The organism is Streptomyces sp. CA189 (genome assembly GCF_056428985.1).
Map to the genome: position 1 here is coordinate 19,932 of NZ_JBWJVM010000063.1, position 18,389 is coordinate 38,320.

The window sequence follows — 18,389 nt, forward strand, 5'->3', positions numbered from 1 at the left end:
CATGTCACGGATACGGGCCGCGGTGCTGGGTTCTCCCATCGAGCACTCCCTCTCACCGGTGCTGCACCGCGCCGCGTACCAGGAGCTCGGCCTCGGAGACCGGTCGTACGACCGCTTCGAGGTCGACGAGGCCGCGCTGCCCGGATTCGTCGCACAGCTCGGCCCCGAGTGGGCCGGGCTGTCGCTGACCATGCCGCTCAAGCGGGCGATCATCCCGCTGCTCGACGAGATCAGCGACACGGCCGCCTCCGTGGAGACGGTCAACACCGTCGTCTTCACCGAGGACGGCCGCAAGACCGGGGACAACACCGACATCCCCGGCCTGCTCGCGGCACTGAGCGAGCAGGGCGTCGAGAAGGTGGAGTCCGCCGCCGTACTCGGCGCGGGCGCCACCGCTTCCTCGGCGCTCGCCGCGCTGGCCCGGATCTGCACCGGCCAGGTGACCGCGTACGTACGCTCCGAGGCCCGGGCCGCGGAGATGCGCGCGTGGGGCGAGCGGCTCGGCGTGGACGTGCGCACGGCCGACTGGTCGCGGGCGGCCGAGGCACTGGACGCGCCGCTGGTCATCGCCACCACCCCGGCCGGCGCCACGGACGAGCTGGCCGCCTCCGTGCCCGCCGCTCCGGGCACCCTCTTCGATGTCCTGTACGACCCCTGGCCGACGCCCCTGGCCGCGGCCTGGACGCACCGCGGAGGCAAGCTCCTCGGCGGCCTCGACCTCCTGGTCCACCAGGCGGTCCTCCAGGTCGAGCTGATGACCGGCTGCCCCACCGCCCCGCTCGCGGCCATGCGCGCCGCGGGCGAGGCGGCGCTGCGCGCCCGCCACTGAGCGGGACCGGAAACCCTTCCTAGATCCACATGTCGCCCCGGGCAGAGGTGCGCCGCCGTCCGATAGCTGGACCGGAGGGCGGTGTACCGGCCCGGACATGGGAGGATCGGGTGAAGGCGGGTCTGGGCCGCGCACCCGGTCGCGCCGTCGCTGAATCAGGCGCGAGCACAAGGAGCATCGTTGAGCAGGTTGCGTTGGCTGACGGCCGGGGAATCGCACGGCCCGGCTCTGGTAGCGACGCTGGAGGGGCTTCCCGCCGGCGTTCCGGTCACCACGGAGCTGGTGGCCGAGCACCTGGCCCGGCGCCGGCTCGGCTACGGCCGTGGTGCCCGGATGAAGTTCGAGCAGGACGAGATCACCTTCCTCGGCGGTGTCCGCCACGGTCTGTCGCAGGGTTCCCCGGTCGCGGTGATGATCGGGAACACCGAGTGGCCGAAGTGGGAGACGGTGATGTCGGCCGATCCGGTCGATCCCTCGCTGCTCAAGGAGACCGGTCGCAACGCGGCGCTCACGCGGCCCCGTCCCGGCCATGCCGACCTCGCGGGCATGCAGAAGTACGGTTTCTCGGAGGCGCGTCCGATCCTGGAGCGTGCCAGCGCCCGTGAGACCGCTGCCCGTGTGGCTCTGGGTGCGATCGCGCGGTCCTTCATCAAGGAGGTCGCGGGCATCGAGATCGTGTCCCACGTCGTGGAGCTGGCGGCCGCCAAGGCCCCGTACGGCGTCTACCCGACCCCCGCCGACGTCGAGAAGCTCGACGCCGACCCGGTGCGCTGCCTCGACGCCGACGCGTCGAAGGCGATGGTCGCGGAGATCGACCAGGCCCACAAGGACGGCGACACCCTCGGCGGCGTCGTCGAGGTCCTCGCCTACGGCGTGCCCGTCGGCCTCGGCTCGCACGTGCACTGGGACCGCCGCCTCGACGCGCGCCTCGCGGCCGCGCTCATGGGAATCCAGGCCATCAAGGGCGTGGAGGTCGGCGACGGCTTCGACCTCGCCCGCGTGCCCGGCTCGCAGGCCCACGACGAGATCGTCAACACCCCCGAGGGCATCCGGCGCACCTCCGGCCGCTCCGGCGGCACCGAGGGCGGTCTGACCACTGGCGAGCTGCTGCGCGTACGCGCCGCGATGAAGCCGATCGCGACCGTGCCGAAGGCCCTGGCGACCGTGGACGTCGCCACCGGCGAGGCCACCGTCGCGCACCACCAGCGCTCCGACGTCTGTGCCGTGCCCGCGGCGGGCATCGTCGCCGAGGCCATGGTCGCCCTGGTGCTGGCCGACGCCGTGGTGGAGAAGTTCGGCGGCGACTCCGTCCCCGAGACCCGCCGCAACGTCCGGTCCTACCTCGACAACCTGCAGATCCGGTGACGGGCACCAGCGCGACCGGACCCGTGGTGGTACTCGTCGGCCCCATGGGGTCCGGCAAGTCCACCGTGGGCGAGCTGATCGCCCAGCGGCTCGGCGTCTCCTACCGGGACACCGACGCCGACATCGTCGCGGCCCAGGGCCGGGAGATCTCCGACATCTTCGTGGACGAGGGCGAACCCTACTTCCGTGAGCTGGAGCGTGAGGCGGTCGCCGCCGCCGTCGCCGGACACGAGGGGGTCCTCGCCCTCGGCGGCGGCGCCGTCCTCGACGAGAAGACGCGCGAACTGCTGTCCGGGCTGCCGGTCGCCTACCTCTCGATGGACGTCGAGGAAGCAGTCAAGCGCGTGGGCCTCGGCGCCGCGCGCCCGCTGCTCGCCGTCAACCCGCGCCGCCAGTGGCGCGAGCTGATGGACGCCCGGCGCCCCCTGTACACCGAAGTCGCGCGCGTCGTGGTGGCCACCGACGCCCGCACCCCCGAAGAGGTCGCCCAGGCGGTCCTCGACGCTCTGGAGTTGAAGAACGCATGACAGACCAGGTGACGCGGATCCAGGTCGGCGCGAGCGCCGGGCACGACGCGTACGAGGTGCTGGTCGGCCGGCAGCTGCTCGGCGAGCTCGGCTCCCTGATCGGTACGAAGGCCCAGCGGGTCGCCGTCATCCACCCCGAGGCCCTCGCCTCGACCGGTGAGGCCCTGCGGGACGACCTCGCCGCGCAGGGGTACGAGGCCGTCGCCATCCAGGTGCCGAACGCCGAAGAGGCCAAGACGGCCGAGGTGATGGCGTACTGCTGGAAGGCGCTGGGCCAGTCCGGCTTCACCCGCAGCGACGCCATCGTCGGCGTCGGCGGGGGATCCACCACCGACCTCGCGGGCTTCGTCGCGGCCTCCTGGCTGCGCGGGGTGCGCTGGATCGCCGTCCCGACCACCATCCTGGCGATGGTGGACGCGGCCGTCGGCGGCAAGACCGGCATCAACACCGCCGAGGGCAAGAACCTCGTCGGCGCCTTCCACCCGCCGGCCGGCGTGCTCTGCGACCTGGCGGCGCTGGAGTCGCTGCCGGTCAACGACTACGTCAGCGGTCTCGCCGAGATCATCAAGGCCGGGTTCATCTCCGACCCGGTGATCCTCGACCTGATCGAGGCGGACCCCGAGGCGGCGCGCACCCCGGCCGGCCCGCACACGGCCGAGCTGATCTGCCGCTCCATCCAGGTCAAGGCCGACGTGGTCTCCAGCGACCTCAAGGAGTCGGGCCTGCGGGAGATCCTCAACTACGGGCACACCCTCGCGCACGCCATCGAGAAGAACGAGCGCTACAAGTGGCGCCACGGTGCGGCCGTCTCGATCGGCATGGTCTTCGCCGCCGAACTCGGCCGGCTCGCGGGCCGGCTCGACGACGCGACGGCCGACCGGCACAAGGCCGTCCTCGCCTCGGTGGGGCTGCCGCTGACCTACCGCGGCGACCAGTGGCCCAAGCTGCTGGAGACCATGAAGCTCGACAAGAAGTCCCGGGGCGACCTGCTGCGCTTCATCGTCCTGGACGGGCTGGCGAAGCCGACCGTCCTGGAGGGTCCCGATCCGGCCGTCCTCGTGGCGGCCTTCGGCGAGGTCGCGGCCTGATCCGGCCGGGCCGGTGCGAACCGGCCCCGCCGGCCCGACCGGTTCGGGCCGGTCTGAACCGGTCTGCGCAGTGCCACCTCGCGGCCGTGTGACCCGCCGAGCCCCCGTGGTCATATAACGTTCTCGCATCAGTCGTGGTGGAACGAGACGGAGTGGCAGCGGATGCAGCAGGGCATGGCAGGCGGGGGCTGGGAGCCGCCGGGGAGTCAGCACCCGGCAGCGCCCCCGCAGCCGCCGGTACCGCCCGTGGCGGGCTGGCCGGCGCCTCCCATGCCCGCCGGGCCCGCCGCGCCCCTCGCCGCGCCGGGTCCGCCGGACGGATTCACCGGGCACGTCCCGCTGCCGCCCGCCGCTCCCGGCACCGGCGGCGCCACCCTCGCGGTCCTGCTGATCGGCCCCGCGGGTGCCGGCAAGACCACGGTGGCCCGCCACTGGGCCGGCACCCGGCCCGTCCCCACCGCGCACATAAGCCTGGACGACGTACGGGAATGGGTCTGCTCGGGCTTCGCGGATCCACAGGCCGGCTGGAACGACCACTCCGAGGCCCAGTACCGCCTCGCCCGCCGCACCTGCGGCTTCGCCGCCCGGAACTTCCTGGCCAACGGGATCTCCTGCATCCTCGACGACGCCGTGTTCCCGGACCGGCCGGTGGTGGGCCTCGGCGGCTGGAAGCGCCATGTCGGGCCCGCGCTGCTGCCGGTCGTCCTGCTGCCCGGCCTGGAGATCGTCCTGGAGCGCAACGCCGCCCGCTCCGGGAACCGGCGGCTCTCCGACGAGGAGGTCGCGCGGATCCACGGCCGGATGGCCGGCTGGTACGGATCCGGGCTGCCGATCATCGACAACTCCCACCTGGACGTCGAGGGGACCGCCCGCGCCCTGGACGAGACCCTGGCCCGCGTCATCTCGCAGCCGGCCTACTGAATCCCCGCCCGCGGCGCCCGGCGGGACCGGCCCGGCCCCCGTACGGCTGCGCTCACCAGGCCGGATGCGCGCCGCGCTCGTAGGCTCGGAAACATGTCAGACGTGTACGCGGCCCGCCGGGGCCTGCTTCGCGACCGCTGTGCGGCCGCCGGAAACGCCGCCGCACTCATCACGCGTCCGGCGAACGTCCGCTACCTCTCCGGGGCGTCGCCGCTGGGCGCGGTCCTGCTGGTCGGTCCGGGCGGCGAGGACATGCTGTTCTGCGCCGGGCCGCCCACCGGGGAGGCCGACGAGGGGCGGCTCGACGGGAACCTACGGCTCTCCGTGCTGGCCGGCCCCGGAGCGGATCCCGCCGTCGCGGCGGCCGACACGGCCTCCGCGGCCCGCGCCGAATCCCTCGCCGTCGAGGAACACCACCTCACCGTCGGCCGGCACCGCGCCCTGAGCTCGGTGGCACCCGGGCTGCGCCTGGCCGATCTGGGGACCGCCGTGGAACAGCAGCGCCTCGTCAAGGACGAGGAGGAGATCGCCTGCCTGCGGATCGCCGCCGAGATCGCCGACCAGGCCCTCGGCGAGCTGCTCGAATCGATCCTGGTGGGCCGCACCGAACGGCACCTGGCCCTGGAGCTGGAACGCCGGCTCGTGGACCACGGGGCCGACGGCCCGGCCTTCCCGACCTCCGTCGGCACCGGCCCGCACTCCGGCCGCTCCCGGCACCGGCCCTCGGACCGGCGGGTCGAGGAGGGTGATTTCCTGTCCGTCTGCCTCGGCGCGAACTACCGGGGCTATCGCTGCGAGATCGGCCGCACCTTCGTGATCGGCACGACCCCCGCCGACTGGCAGATCGAGCTGTACGAGCTCGTCTTCGCCGCCCAGCGGGCGGGTCGGGAGGCTCTGATGCCCGGGGCCGCGTACCGCGATGTGGATCACGCGGCCCGCTCCGTACTCGACTCCGCAGGTCACGGTGAGGCCCTCGCTGCATGGACCGGACACGGTGTCGGTCTCGAAATCGACGAGGACCCGCAGCTTGCACCTACCGCCATGGGTAAACTGGACGCTTGCGTGCCGGTCACCGTCGAACCGGGGGTTCACCTCCCTGGCCGGGGTGGTGTCCGGATCGATGACACGCTCGTCGTACGCCCCGAGGCGGACGGCGGTCCCGAGCTACTCACCATTACGACCAAGGAGCTGCTCGCGCTCTAGCCCGCGTCGCCGGGCTGTGCGCGCACCCGTGGTCTTCCAGTGCAGGAGATTCCCACACCGTGGCTTCCACGAACGACCTCAAGAACGGCATGGTGCTGAAGCTCGACGGGGGCCAGCTCTGGTCCGTCGTCGAGTTCCAGCACGTCAAGCCCGGCAAGGGCCCGGCCTTCGTGCGCACCAAGCTGAAGAGCGTCATGTCCGGCAAGGTCGTCGACAAGACGTTCAACGCCGGCACCAAGGTCGAGACGGCCACCATCGACCGCCGCGACATGCAGTTCTCCTACATGGACGGCGAGTACTTCGTGTTCATGGACATGGAGGACTTCGACCAGCTGATGGTCGACAAGAAGGCCGTCGGCGATGCCGCCAACTTCCTGATCGAGGGCTTCACCGCCTCCGTGGCCCGCCACGAGGGCGAGGTGCTCTACGTCGAGCTGCCGGCCGCCGTCGAGCTGACCATCGAGCACACCGACCCGGGCGTCCAGGGCGACCGCTCCACCGGTGGCACGAAGCCGGCGACGCTGGAGACGGGCCACGAGATCCAGGTCCCGCTCTTCATCAACACCGGCGAGAAGATCAAGGTCGACACCCGCACCAGCGACTACCTCGGCCGGGTGAACAGCTAACCGTGGCTGCCCGGAGCAACGCGCGCAAGCGCGCTTTCCAGATCCTGTTCGAGGCCGACCAGCGCGGGGTCTCCGTGCGCGAGGTCCTCGCGGACTGGGTCCGCCACTCGCGGTCGGACACCGACCGCCAGCCCGCGGTGAACGAGTTCACCATGGAACTCGTCGAGGGGTACGCCGACAAGGTGGACCGCATCGACGATCTGATCGCCACCTACGCCGTGGACTGGGACCTCGACCGCATGCCGGTCGTCGACCGGAACATCGTGCGTCTCGGTGCCTACGAGCTGATCTGGGTCGACGGAACCCCGGACGCCGTGGCCATCGACGAGGCCGTACAGCTGGCCAAGGAGTTCTCCACGGACGAGTCGCCCTCGTTCGTGAACGGACTGCTCGGCCGCTTCAAGGACCTCAAGCCGAAGCTGCGCCGCAGCGAGAGCTGACAGGCGCCGGTACGGCGAGAACGGAGGGCCCGCAGCGTACGCGCGCTGCGGGCCCTCCGTCGTATGCCCGGGTGGTCTGGATGCCCTGGGGCGGCCTGGTGCGGCCTGGGGCGGCTGGGAGGCACGAAAAAACCGGTGGGTGCGGGGAGCGTTTCGGCTCCCGGCACCCACCGGTAAACGTTTCTGCTGAGGCTTGGGGGACTAGATGTCCTCGTGCGCCACCGCACGGCGAGCGTCCGCGTCCAGCACGCCCCAGCTGATGAGCTGCTCGGTCAGGACCGAGGGCGACTGGTCGTAGATGACGGCGAGGGTGCGCAGGTCGTCCTGGCGGATCGAGAGCACCTTGCCGTTGTAGTCGCCGCGCTGGCTCTGGATGGTCGCCGCGTAACGCTGCAGCGGGCCGGCCTTCTCGGCGGGCACGTGGGCCAGGCGCTCCAGGTCCAGGCGCAGCTTCGGCGGCGGCTCGGCCGCTCCGCCGGGGGTCGTACCCGGCAGCAGTTCCTGCACCGGAACCCCGTAGAAGTCCGCCAGCTCGGCGAGACGCTGGACGGTCACGGCGCGGTCTCCGCGCTCGTAAGAACCGACCACCACGGCCTTCCACCGGCCCTGGGACTTCTCCTCGACACCGTGGAGGGAAAGGCCCTGCTGGGTGCGGATGGCGCGGAGCTTGGCCCCGAGCTGTTTGGCGTATTCGCTGGACATAACGCTCCCGGACGCTGTGACGACATGACCACGTGCGGCTCCGCCGCGCGGCTGGTAACTCACTGTGAGGTTACGCAGCGTTACTTGGATGCGTCAAGCCGAATGGTCTCCAACGCCCACGTAAGAGGGGTCCTGGTCTGCCCCGATGCCAGGTCGCGGGAATCTCCCTGGTACCGTGGAACACGTACATCCGACGTCCTTTAAGGTCCGTCCCGTGAGGCGGAGAAGGAGGTCCTTTTCATGGACACTCAGCACGATCAGCAGGATCAGAAAACAGCTGCCGACGTCATGCGCCCCGTTCTCGAAGCGCAGGACATCGCCCGGGTTCTGACCCGTATCGCCCACGAAATCGTCGAACGCGCCAAGGGCGCCGACGATGTGGTGCTCCTCGGCATTCCCACCCGCGGTGTGTTCCTCGCCCGTCGGCTGGCCGCCAAGCTCGAAGAGATCACCGGTGCGAAGATCCCGGTCGGCTCCCTCGACATCACCATGTACCGCGACGACCTGCGGATGAAGCCGGCCCGGGCGATCGGTCGCACCGAGATTCCCGGCGACGACATCGACGGCCGCCTGGTCGTCCTCGTCGACGACGTTCTCTTCTCCGGCCGCACCATCCGCGCCGCCCTCGACGCCCTCGGCGACCTCGGCCGCCCCCGCGCGGTGCAGCTGGCGGTCCTCGTCGACCGCGGCCACCGCGAACTGCCGATCCGCGCCGACTACGTCGGCAAGAACCTCCCCACGTCGCTGCGGGAGAACGTCCAGGTCCAGGTCCAGGAGGAGGACGGCCGAGACGCCGTGCTGCTCGGCCAGCGGACCGACCGGGCAGCCGGGCAGTAGCCCCCTGCGGACGGCCGGGCCCCTCGGGGTCCGCGCCGGAGCCTGCCCTGCCCGTACCCCCAGCCTGTCTGCCCTCCCACGGCTTTGACCTCACCACGGCTTTGACCTCACCACGGCTTTGACCTCACCGACTTACGGAGCACCCGGATGAAGCGCCACCTCATCTCGGCCGCCGATCTCACGCGCGACGACGCCGTCCTGATCCTCGACACCGCCGAGGAGATGGCCCGCGTCGCGGACCGGCCGATCAAGAAGCTGCCCACCCTGCGCGGCCGCACGATCTGCAACCTCTTCTTCGAGGACTCGACCCGGACCCGGATCTCCTTCGAGGCCGCCGAGAAGCGCCTCTCCGCCGATGTCATCAACTTCGCGGCCAAGGGCTCCAGCGTCTCCAAGGGCGAATCCCTCAAGGACACCGCCCAGACCCTGGAGGCCATGGGCGTCGACGCGGTCGTCATCCGCCACCACGCCTCCGGCGCCCCCTACCGGCTCGCCACCTCCGGCTGGATCGACGCCCCGGTGATCAACGCCGGCGACGGCACCCACGAGCACCCCACCCAGGCCCTGCTCGACGCCTTCACCATGCGCCGCCGCCTGGTCGGCAAGGACGCCGGTCTCGGCAAGGACCTGAACGGCCGCCGGATCACCATCGTCGGCGACGTCCTGCACAGCCGGGTCGCCCGCTCCAACGTCCACCTGCTGCACACCCTCGGCGCCCAGGTCACCCTGGTGGCCCCGCCCACCCTGGTGCCGGTCGGCGTCGAGGCCTGGCCGTGCGAGATCTCGTACAGCCTGGACGAGGTGCTGCCGAAGTCCGACGCCGTGATGATGCTGCGGGTGCAGCGCGAGCGGATGAACGCCGCCTTCTTCCCGACCGAGCGCGAGTACTCCCGCCGCTACGGCCTGGACGGCGCCCGCATGGCGCGCATGCCCGAGCATGCCATCGTGATGCACCCCGGCCCGATGGTCCGCGGCATGGAGATCACCGCCGAGGTCGCCGACTCCGACCGCTGCACGGTCATCGAGCAGGTCACCAACGGCGTCTCGATCCGCATGGCCGTCCTGTACCTGCTGCTCGGAGGCTCCGAGCCCGCCGTCACCACCACCAGCACGCCCCGCACCGAGGAGAGCAAGTAAAGATGAGCAAGATCCTTATCCGTGGTGCGAAGGTACTCGGTGGCGACGTCCAGGACGTCCTGATCGACGGCGAGACCATCGCCGTCGTGGGTACGGACCTCGACGCCGGCGACGCGACCGTCATCGAGGCCGCGGGCCAGGTCCTCCTCCCCGGCCTCGTCGACCTCCACACCCACCTGCGCGAGCCCGGCCGCGAGGACTCCGAGACCGTCCTCACCGGCACCCGCGCCGCTGCCTCCGGCGGCTACACCGCCGTCTTCGCGATGGCCAACACCTTCCCCGTCGCCGACACCGCCGGCGTCGTCGAGCAGGTGTGGCGCCTGGGCAAGGAGTCCGGTTACTGCGACGTGCAGCCCATCGGCGCCGTCACCGTCGGCCTGGAGGGCAAGCAGCTCTCCGAGCTGGGCGCCATGCACGAGTCCGCCGCCCGCGTCACCGTCTTCTCCGACGACGGCAAGTGCGTGGACGACGCCGTGATCATGCGCCGCGCCCTGGAGTACGTGAAGGCCTTCGGCGGCGTCGTCGCCCAGCACGCCCAGGAGCCCCGCCTCACCGAGGGCGCCCAGATGAACGAGGGCATCGTCTCCGCCGAGCTCGGCCTCGGCGGCTGGCCGGCCGTCGCCGAGGAATCGGTCATCGCCCGCGACGTCCTGCTCGCCGAGCACGTCGGCTCCCGCGTCCACATCTGCCACCTCTCCACCGCCGGCTCCGTCGAGATCATCCGCTGGGCCAAGTCCCGCGGCATCGACGTCACCGCCGAGGTCACCCCGCACCACCTGCTCCTCACCGACGAGCTCGTGCGCTCGTACAACCCGGTCTACAAGGTCAACCCGCCGCTTCGCACCGAAGCCGACGTGCTGGCCCTGCGCGAGGCGCTCGCCGACGGCACGATCGACATCGTCGCCACCGACCACGCCCCGCACCCGCACGAGGACAAGGACTGCGAGTGGGCCGCCGCCGCCATGGGCATGGTGGGCCTGGAGACCGCGCTCTCCGTCGTCCAGCAGACGATGGTGGAGACCGGGCTGCTCGACTGGGCGGGCGTCGCCGAGCGCATGTCCTTCGCTCCGGCGCGCATCGGCAGCCTCCCGAACCACGGACGCCCCGTCTCGGCAGGTGAACCCGCGAACCTGACCTTGGTCGATACCTCGTACCGTGGTGTCGTGGACCCCGCACACTTCGCCTCCCGCAGCCGCAACACGCCTTACGAGGGCCGTGAGCTGCCGGGGCGCGTCACTCACACCTTCCTGCGGGGCCGGGCAACGGTCGTGGACGGGACGCTGGCGTGACACCTGCAGTAATCCAACTGGCCGCCGAGGCGACACGGAAGTCGGCGGAGGTGACGGACTGGGGCGCCCGCATCGCGTGGGTGATCGGTCTGCTCGTCTTCATCGCGTTCGTGTACTGGCTGATGCGGCAGGGCTGGAAATGGCGCGGCACCCTGCAGAGCGATCTGCCGGAGCTGCCCGCCGCCCCCGGCGGCCTCCCCGAGCACCGGCTGGCCCTGACCGGCCGGTACCACGGGTCCACCACCGCCGGGCAGTGGCTCGACCGGATCGTCGCCCACGGACTGGGCGTCCGCAGCCGGGTCGAGCTCACGCTCACCGACGCGGGCCTCGACGTGGTCCGTCCGGGTGCCACCGACTTCTTCGTACCGGCCGCGCAGCTGCGCGGCGCCCGCCTCGACAAGGGAATCGCGGGCAAGGTACTCACCGAGGGCGGTCTCCTCGTCGTCACATGGGCGCACGGCGACAGGCTGATCGACTCCGGATTCCGCTCCGACCGCGCGGCCGAACACGCCGCATGGGTCGAAGCGATCAACGACATGAACCACTCAATCACCACGACGGAAGGCGCCGAACGATGACGACCTCCACCAGGGGAGCAGCCAAAGCTCCCGCCGTACTCGTCCTGGAGGACGGTCGGATCTTCCGCGGCCGCGCCTACGGCGCTGTGGGGGAGACCTTCGGCGAGGCCGTGTTCTCCACCGGCATGACCGGCTACCAGGAGACCCTCACCGACCCGTCGTACCACCGGCAGGTCGTCGTGATGACCGCCCCGCACGTGGGCAACACCGGTGTCAACGACGAGGACCCCGAGTCCTCCCGCATCTGGGTCGCCGGCTACGTCGTACGCGACCCCGCCCGCGTCCCCTCCAACTGGCGCTCGGTGCGCTCGCTGGACGAGGAGCTCGTCAAGCAGGGCGTCGTCGGGATCTCCGGCATCGACACCCGCGCCCTGACCCGCCACCTGCGCGAGCGCGGCGCCATGCGCGTCGGCATCTTCTCCGGCGAGGCCTGGGACGGCGTGCGCGACGAGGCCCTGCTGGCCCGCGTCAAGGAAGCCCCGCAGATGAAGGGCGCCGACCTCTCCGCCGAGGTCGCCACCAAGGAGACGTACGTCGTCCCCGCGATCGGTGAGAAGAAGTTCACCGTGGCCGCCGTGGACCTCGGCATCAAGGGCATGACCCCGCACCGGATGGCCGAGCGCGGCATCGAGGTGCACGTGCTCCCCGCCACCGCCACCGTCGAGGACGTGTACGCGGTCGACCCCGACGGCGTGTTCTTCTCCAACGGCCCGGGCGACCCGGCCACCGCCGACCACGCGGTCTCCGTCATGCAGGGCGTCCTCGCCCGCAAGACCCCGCTCTTCGGCATCTGCTTCGGCAACCAGATCCTGGGCCGCGCGCTCGGCTTCGGCACCTACAAGCTGAAGTACGGCCACCGCGGCATCAACCAGCCGGTGCAGGACCGCACCACCGGCAAGGTCGAGATCACCGCGCACAACCACGGCTTCGCCGTGGACGCGCCCCTCGACAAGGTCTCCGAGACCCCCTACGGCCGCGCCGAGGTCTCCCACGTCTGCCTGAACGACAACGTCGTGGAAGGCCTCCAGCTGCTCGACCAGCCGGCCTTCTCCGTCCAGTACCACCCCGAGGCTGCCGCCGGCCCGCACGACGCCGCGTACCTCTTCGACCGCTTCACGTCTTTGATGAACACCGCCCAGATGGAGGCCGATCGTGCCTAAGCGCACCGATATCCAGTCCGTCCTGGTCATCGGCTCCGGCCCGATCGTCATCGGCCAGGCCGCCGAGTTCGACTACTCCGGGACCCAGGCCTGCCGCATCCTCAAGGCCGAGGGCCTGCGGGTGATCCTGGTGAACTCCAACCCCGCCACGATCATGACCGACCCGGAGATCGCCGACGCCACGTACGTCGAGCCGATCACCCCCGAGTTCGTCGAGAAGATCATCGCGAAGGAGCGCCCCGACGCGCTGCTCCCGACCCTCGGCGGCCAGACCGCGCTGAACACCGCCATCTCCATGCACGAGCAGGGTGTGCTGGAGAAGTACAACGTCGAGCTCATCGGCGCCAACGTCGAGGCCATCAACAAGGGCGAGGACCGCGAGCTCTTCAAGGGCGTCGTCGAAGCCGTCCGCGCCAAGATCGGCTACGGCGAGTCCGCCCGCTCGGTCATCTGCCACACGATGGACGACATCATCCAGGGCGTCGACACCCTCGGCGGCTACCCCGTCGTCGTGCGCCCCTCCTTCACCATGGGCGGCGCCGGCTCCGGCTTCGCCCACGACGAGGACGAGCTGCGCCGCATCGCCGGCCAGGGCCTGATGCTCTCCCCGACCACCGAGGTGCTCCTGGAGGAGTCCATCCTCGGCTGGAAGGAGTACGAGCTGGAGCTGATGCGCGACACCAAGGACAACGTCGTCGTCGTCTGCTCCATCGAGAACTTCGACCCGATGGGCGTCCACACCGGTGACTCGATCACCGTAGCCCCGGCCATGACGCTCACCGACCGCGAGTACCAGCGGCTGCGCGACATCGGCATCGCGATCATCCGCGAGGTCGGCGTCGACACCGGCGGCTGCAACATCCAGTTCGCGATCGACCCGGTCGACGGCCGCGTCATCGTCATCGAGATGAACCCGCGCGTCTCGCGCTCCTCGGCGCTCGCGTCGAAGGCCACCGGCTTCCCGATCGCCAAGATCGCCGCCAAGCTGGCCATCGGCTACACGCTCGACGAGGTCCCCAACGACATCACCGAGAAGACGCCGGCCTCCTTCGAGCCGTCCCTCGACTACGTCGTCGTCAAGGCCCCGCGCTTCGCCTTCGAGAAGTTCCCGCTCGCCGACGCCACCCTCACCACCACCATGAAGTCGGTGGGCGAGGCCATGGCCATCGGCCGCAACTTCACCGAGGCCCTGCAGAAGGCCCTGCGCTCGCTGGAGAAGAAGGGCTCGCAGTTCACCTTCGTCGGCCCCACCGGCGACAAGGAGGAGCTGCTCGCCACCGCGGTCCGCCCGACCGACGGCCGCATCAACACCGTCATGCAGGCCATCCGCGCCGGCGCCACCCAGGAAGAGGTCTTCGAGTACACGAAGATCGACCCCTGGTTCGTCGACCAGCTCTTCCTCATCAAGGAGATCGCCGACGAGCTGGCCGCCGCCGACAAGCTCTACCCCGAGCTGCTCGTCGAGGCCAAGCGCCACGGCTTCTCCGACTTCCAGATCGCCGAGATCCGCGGCCTGCGCGAGGACGTCGTCCGCGAGGTCCGCCACGCGCTCGGAGTCCGCCCGGTCTACAAGACGGTCGACACCTGCGCCGCCGAGTTCGCCGCGAAGACCCCGTACTTCTACTCGTCCTACGACGAGGAGTCCGAGGTCGCCCCGCGCGAGAAGCCCGCGGTCATCATCCTGGGCTCCGGCCCGAACCGCATCGGCCAGGGCATCGAGTTCGACTACTCCTGCGTCCACGCCTCCTTCGCCCTCAGCGACGCCGGCTACGAGACCGTGATGGTCAACTGCAACCCGGAGACCGTCTCCACCGACTACGACACATCCGACCGCCTGTACTTCGAGCCGCTCACGCTCGAAGACGTGCTGGAGATCGTCCACGCCGAGTCCCTCGCGGGCCCCATCGCCGGTGTCATCGTCCAGCTCGGCGGCCAGACCCCCCTGGGCCTCGCCCAGGCCCTCAAGGACAACGGCGTGCCCATCGTCGGCACCCCGCCGGAGGCCATCCACGCCGCCGAGGACCGCGGCGCCTTCGGCCAGGTCCTCGCCGACGCCGGCCTGCCCGCCCCCAAGCACGGCACCGCCACCACCTTCGCCGGCGCCAAGGCCATCGCCGACGAGATCGGCTACCCCGTCCTCGTACGCCCCTCGTACGTGCTCGGCGGCCGCGGCATGGAGATCGTCTACGACGAGGACCGGCTGTCCTCGTACATCGCCGAGTCCACCGAGATCTCGCCGACCCGCCCCGTGCTGGTCGACCGGTTCCTCGACGACGCGATCGAGATCGACGTCGACGCCCTCTACGACGGCACCGAGCTCTACCTCGGCGGCGTCATGGAGCACATCGAGGAAGCCGGCATCCACTCCGGCGACTCGGCCTGCGCCCTGCCCCCGATCACCCTCGGCGGCTACGACATCAAGCGCCTGCGCGCCTCCACCGAGGCCATCGCCAAGGGCGTCGGCGTCCGCGGCCTGATCAACATCCAGTTCGCGATGGCGGGTGACATCCTCTACGTCCTGGAGGCCAACCCGCGCGCCTCCCGGACCGTCCCCTTCACCTCGAAGGCGACCGCCGTCCCGCTCGCGAAGGCCGCCGCCCGCATCTCGCTCGGCACCACCATCGCCGAGCTCCGCGAAGAAGGCATGCTCCCGAAGACCGGCGACGGCGGCACCCTGCCGCTCGACGCGCCGATCTCCGTCAAGGAGGCCGTCATGCCGTGGTCGCGCTTCCGCGACATCCACGGCCGCGGCGTCGACACCGTCCTCGGCCCGGAGATGCGCTCCACCGGCGAGGTCATGGGCATCGACTCCGTCTTCGGCACGGCGTACGCCAAGTCGCAGGCCGGCGCCTACGGCCCGCTGCCCACCAAGGGCCGCGCCTTCATCTCCGTCGCCAACCGCGACAAGCGCACGATGATCTTCCCGGCGCGCGAGCTCGTCGCCCACGGCTTCGAGCTGATGGCCACCTCCGGCACCGCCGAGGTCCTGCGCCGCAACGGCATCAACGCCACCGTCGTGCGCAAGCTCAGCGAGGGCGAGGGCCCGGACGGCGAGAAGACCATCGTCCAGCTCATCCACGACGGCCAGGTCGACCTGATCGTCAACACCCCGTACGGCACCGGTGGCCGCCTCGACGGCTACGAGATCCGTACGGCCGCCGTGGCGCGCGGAGTCCCGTGCCTCACCACGGTCCAGGCGCTCGCCGCGGCCGTCCAGGGCATCGACGCGCTCAACCGCGGCGACGTCGGCGTCCGCTCGCTCCAGGAGCACGCGGAGCGGCTGACGGCGGCCCGCGACTAGCAGCCCGTACGAAAGGGGGGCACCGGCGACAGCGACCGGTGTCCCCCCTTTCATGAGTGCCAAAGGGATATTTCGGACGATGTACAAACTGTTCTTCAACCTCGTCTTCAAGCGGATGGACCCGGAGCAGGCCCACTACCTGGCCTTCCGCTGGATCCGCCTCGCCGCCCGCACGCCGGTGCTGCGCACCTTCGTCGCCGCCTACCTGGCCCCCCGGTACGCGGAACTCCGCACCGAGGCCCTCGGACTGCGGATGCACGGCCCCTTCGGGCTCGCGGCCGGCTTCGACAAGAACGCCGTCGCCATCGACGGGATGTCGATGCTCGGCTTCGACCACATCGAGATCGGCACCGTCACCGCCGAGGCCCAGCCCGGCAACCCGAAGAAGCGGCTGTTCCGGCTGGTCCCGGACCGCGCGCTGATCAACCGCATGGGCTTCAACAACGAGGGCTCGGCGGCCGTCGCCGACCGCCTGGCCGCCCGCGTGCCGGTCTTCAAGACCGTCGTCGGCGTCAACATCGGCAAGACCAAGGTCGTCCCCGAGGAAGAAGCCGTAGCCGACTACGTCGCCTCCACCGAGCGCCTCGCCCGGCACGCGGACTACCTCGTCGTCAACGTCTCCTCCCCGAACACCCCGGGCCTGCGCAACCTCCAGGCCACGGAGTCCCTGCGGCCCCTGCTGAGCGCCGTGCGCGAGGCGGCGGACCGCGTCGTCACCGACCGGCGGGTCCCGCTGCTCGTCAAGATCGCGCCGGACCTCGCGGACGAGGACGTGGACGCGGTCGCCGACCTGGCCCTGGAGCTGGGCCTCGACGGCATCATCGCGACGAACACGACGATCGCCCGCGAGGGCCTGGGCCTGACGTCCGACCCGTCGCTGATCAAGGAGACCGGCGGCCTGTCCGGCGCCCCGGTCAAGGAGCGCTCGCTGGAGGTCCTGCGCCGCCTGTACGCCCGCGTCGGCGACCGGCTGGTCCTGGTCGGCGTCGGCGGCATCGAGAACGCCGAGGACGCCTGGCAGCGGATCCTGGCCGGCGCCAGCCTGGTCCAGGGCTACACCGCCTTCATCTACGAGGGGCCCTGCTACGCCCGCGCCATCCACAAGGGCCTGGCCGCGCGCCTGGCCGCCAGCCCGTACGCGACGCTCGCCGAAGCGGTGGGCGCCGAGACCCGAAAGGCCGCGCTGTGACCCCTGCGACTTCTGTGATCCCCTTCGGTACGCGGCTGCGCGAGGCGATGGACACCCGTGGCCCGCTGTGCGTCGGCATCGACCCGCACGCGGCGCTGCTGGCCTCCTGGGGCCTGAACGACGACATCGCGGGCCTGGAGAAGTTCTCCCGCACGGTGGTCGAGGCGCTCGCCGACTCGGTCGCGGTCTTCAAGCCGCAGGCGGCGTTCTTCGAGCGGTTCGGCTCGCGCGGGATCGCCGTACTGGAGCAGACGGTGGCCGACGCCCGCGCGGCGGGCACGCTGGTCGTCATGGACGCGAAGCGCGGTGACATCGGCTCGACGATGGCCGCGTACGCGGAGACCTTCCTCTCGCCCTCCTCGCCGCTCTTCTCCGACGCGCTGACGGTCTCCCCGTACCTGGGCTACGGCTCGCTCGCCCCCGCGGTGGAGCTGGCGCGGGAGTCGGGGGCCGGTCTGTTCGTCCTCGCCCTGACCTCCAACCCGGAGGGTGCGGAGGTCCAGCGGGCGGTACGGGAGGACGGCCGGACGATCGGCGCGACGATGCTGGCCCACCTTGCGGCGGAGAACGCGGGCGCCGCGCCGATGGGCTCCTTCGGAGCCGTGGTCGGGGCGACGCTGGGGGACCTGTCCTCCTTCGACCTGGACATCAACGGGCCGCTGCTGGCCCCCGGCATCGGGGCGCAAGGCGCGACGGCGGCGGACCTTCCGGCGGTGTTCGGCTCCGCCGTCCGCAACGTCGTCCCCAGCGTGTCGCGGGGCGTCCTGAAGCACGGGCCGGACGCGGCCGCGCTGCGGGCCTCGGCCCGCGCCTTCGCGGACGAGATCCGCGCCGCCGTCGCGGCGTAGCCGACCGGACCGCTGCGCGGGGCGAGGTCCCCTACCCGCCCTTCCACCGTTCCCCGGGGCTGCGCCCCGGCCCCGTTGCCGCGTGCGGCGCCGTTGCCGGGGGCCAGCCCCCGGACCCCCGCTCCTCAAACGCCGGAGGGGCTGGATTTGGCAATCTCAGCCTCGCCGGCGTTTGAGCCCCAGGGGGGTCCGGGCGCAGCCCGGGGAACGGTGGAAGGGCGGGTAGGGGACCTCGCCCCGCGCAGCGGGAAACCGCCGTGCGGCAAGGGCGTAGGGCCCGGAGGGTCGGGGCTTCGGACCGGTGCGGTGCGGGGTGACCCCGGGCGATCATGGGGTGGGGGGATACGGC

At 71.2% G+C, this 18,389-nt stretch carries 17 protein-coding genes; 16 read left to right on the forward strand and 1 reads right to left on the reverse strand.

Annotated features, from left to right (window positions below; translation table 11 throughout):
• Position 1: 1 nt before the first annotated feature.
• The 8 genes from AC061S_RS33080 to nusB all read left to right on the forward strand — a co-directional run bounded on the left by AC061S_RS33080 (position 2) and on the right by nusB (position 6,999).
• A complete protein-coding gene (locus tag AC061S_RS33080; RefSeq protein ID WP_478689569.1) occupies positions 2–829 on the forward strand; it encodes a shikimate dehydrogenase in 828 nt (275 codons plus the stop codon).
• 180 nt (positions 830–1,009) lie between these two features.
• Entirely contained in the window at positions 1,010–2,194 is a 1,185-nt protein-coding gene (gene aroC, locus AC061S_RS33085) for a chorismate synthase (protein WP_478689570.1), read from the forward strand.
• Between the two features lie 44 nt (positions 2,195–2,238).
• Positions 2,239–2,721 (forward strand): shikimate kinase, encoded by a 483-nt coding sequence (locus tag AC061S_RS33090; RefSeq protein ID WP_351378035.1) that lies wholly within the window; start codon positions 2,239–2,241, stop codon positions 2,719–2,721.
• On the forward strand, positions 2,718–3,809 hold the full coding sequence (aroB, locus tag AC061S_RS33095; protein WP_478689571.1) for a 3-dehydroquinate synthase: 1,092 nt from the start codon (positions 2,718–2,720) through the stop codon (positions 3,807–3,809). The genes AC061S_RS33090 and aroB overlap by 4 nt, the downstream gene beginning before the upstream one ends.
• A gap of 162 nt (positions 3,810–3,971) precedes the next feature.
• Entirely contained in the window at positions 3,972–4,730 is a 759-nt protein-coding gene (locus tag AC061S_RS33100; RefSeq protein WP_478689572.1) for an AAA family ATPase, read from the forward strand.
• Positions 4,731–4,823: 93 nt separating this feature from the next.
• Complete coding sequence (locus tag AC061S_RS33105) at positions 4,824–5,933, forward strand: aminopeptidase P family protein (protein WP_478689573.1); 1,110 nt, start codon at positions 4,824–4,826, stop codon at positions 5,931–5,933.
• Between the two features lie 59 nt (positions 5,934–5,992).
• The gene (gene efp, locus AC061S_RS33110; protein WP_243334327.1) at positions 5,993–6,559 is read left to right on the forward strand and encodes an elongation factor P; all 567 of its coding nucleotides are present in this window, start codon (positions 5,993–5,995) and stop codon (positions 6,557–6,559) included.
• Between the two features lie 2 nt (positions 6,560–6,561).
• Entirely contained in the window at positions 6,562–6,999 is a 438-nt protein-coding gene (nusB, locus tag AC061S_RS33115; RefSeq protein ID WP_214948214.1) for a transcription antitermination factor NusB, read from the forward strand.
• Between the two features lie 201 nt (positions 7,000–7,200).
• On the opposite strand, the gene bldD is transcribed toward nusB, so the two are convergent.
• Complete coding sequence (bldD, locus tag AC061S_RS33120) at positions 7,201–7,701, reverse strand: transcriptional regulator BldD (RefSeq protein ID WP_069929708.1); 501 nt, start codon at positions 7,699–7,701, stop codon at positions 7,201–7,203.
• A gap of 240 nt (positions 7,702–7,941) precedes the next feature.
• On the opposite strand from bldD, the gene pyrR reads away from it, so the two are divergent.
• The 8 genes from pyrR to pyrF all read left to right on the forward strand — a co-directional run bounded on the left by pyrR (position 7,942) and on the right by pyrF (position 18,040).
• Positions 7,942–8,538: a bifunctional pyr operon transcriptional regulator/uracil phosphoribosyltransferase PyrR gene (pyrR, locus tag AC061S_RS33125; RefSeq protein ID WP_327251776.1), complete on the forward strand. Its 597-nt coding sequence runs from the start codon at positions 7,942–7,944 to the stop codon at positions 8,536–8,538.
• Positions 8,539–8,685: 147 nt separating this feature from the next.
• Complete coding sequence (locus AC061S_RS33130) at positions 8,686–9,675, forward strand: aspartate carbamoyltransferase catalytic subunit (protein ID WP_356517230.1); 990 nt, start codon at positions 8,686–8,688, stop codon at positions 9,673–9,675.
• Positions 9,676–9,677: 2 nt separating this feature from the next.
• The gene (locus AC061S_RS33135; protein ID WP_478689574.1) at positions 9,678–10,964 is read left to right on the forward strand and encodes a dihydroorotase; all 1,287 of its coding nucleotides are present in this window, start codon (positions 9,678–9,680) and stop codon (positions 10,962–10,964) included.
• Positions 10,961–11,542, forward strand: a complete 582-nt coding sequence (locus tag AC061S_RS33140) for a PH-like domain-containing protein (RefSeq protein ID WP_356517234.1) — start codon at positions 10,961–10,963, stop codon at positions 11,540–11,542. Before AC061S_RS33135 ends, AC061S_RS33140 begins: the two co-directional genes overlap by 4 nt.
• The gene (carA, locus tag AC061S_RS33145) at positions 11,539–12,702 is read left to right on the forward strand and encodes a glutamine-hydrolyzing carbamoyl-phosphate synthase small subunit (protein WP_478689575.1); all 1,164 of its coding nucleotides are present in this window, start codon (positions 11,539–11,541) and stop codon (positions 12,700–12,702) included. The genes AC061S_RS33140 and carA overlap by 4 nt, the downstream gene beginning before the upstream one ends.
• Positions 12,695–16,003 (forward strand): carbamoyl-phosphate synthase large subunit, encoded by a 3,309-nt coding sequence (carB, locus tag AC061S_RS33150; RefSeq protein WP_478689576.1) that lies wholly within the window; start codon positions 12,695–12,697, stop codon positions 16,001–16,003. Before carA ends, carB begins: the two co-directional genes overlap by 8 nt.
• A gap of 79 nt (positions 16,004–16,082) precedes the next feature.
• On the forward strand, positions 16,083–17,192 hold the full coding sequence (locus tag AC061S_RS33155; protein WP_478689577.1) for a quinone-dependent dihydroorotate dehydrogenase: 1,110 nt from the start codon (positions 16,083–16,085) through the stop codon (positions 17,190–17,192).
• Positions 17,193–17,206: 14 nt separating this feature from the next.
• Entirely contained in the window at positions 17,207–18,040 is an 834-nt protein-coding gene (gene pyrF / locus AC061S_RS33160; RefSeq protein WP_478689587.1) for an orotidine-5'-phosphate decarboxylase, read from the forward strand.
• Positions 18,041–18,389: the final 349 nt, after the last annotated feature.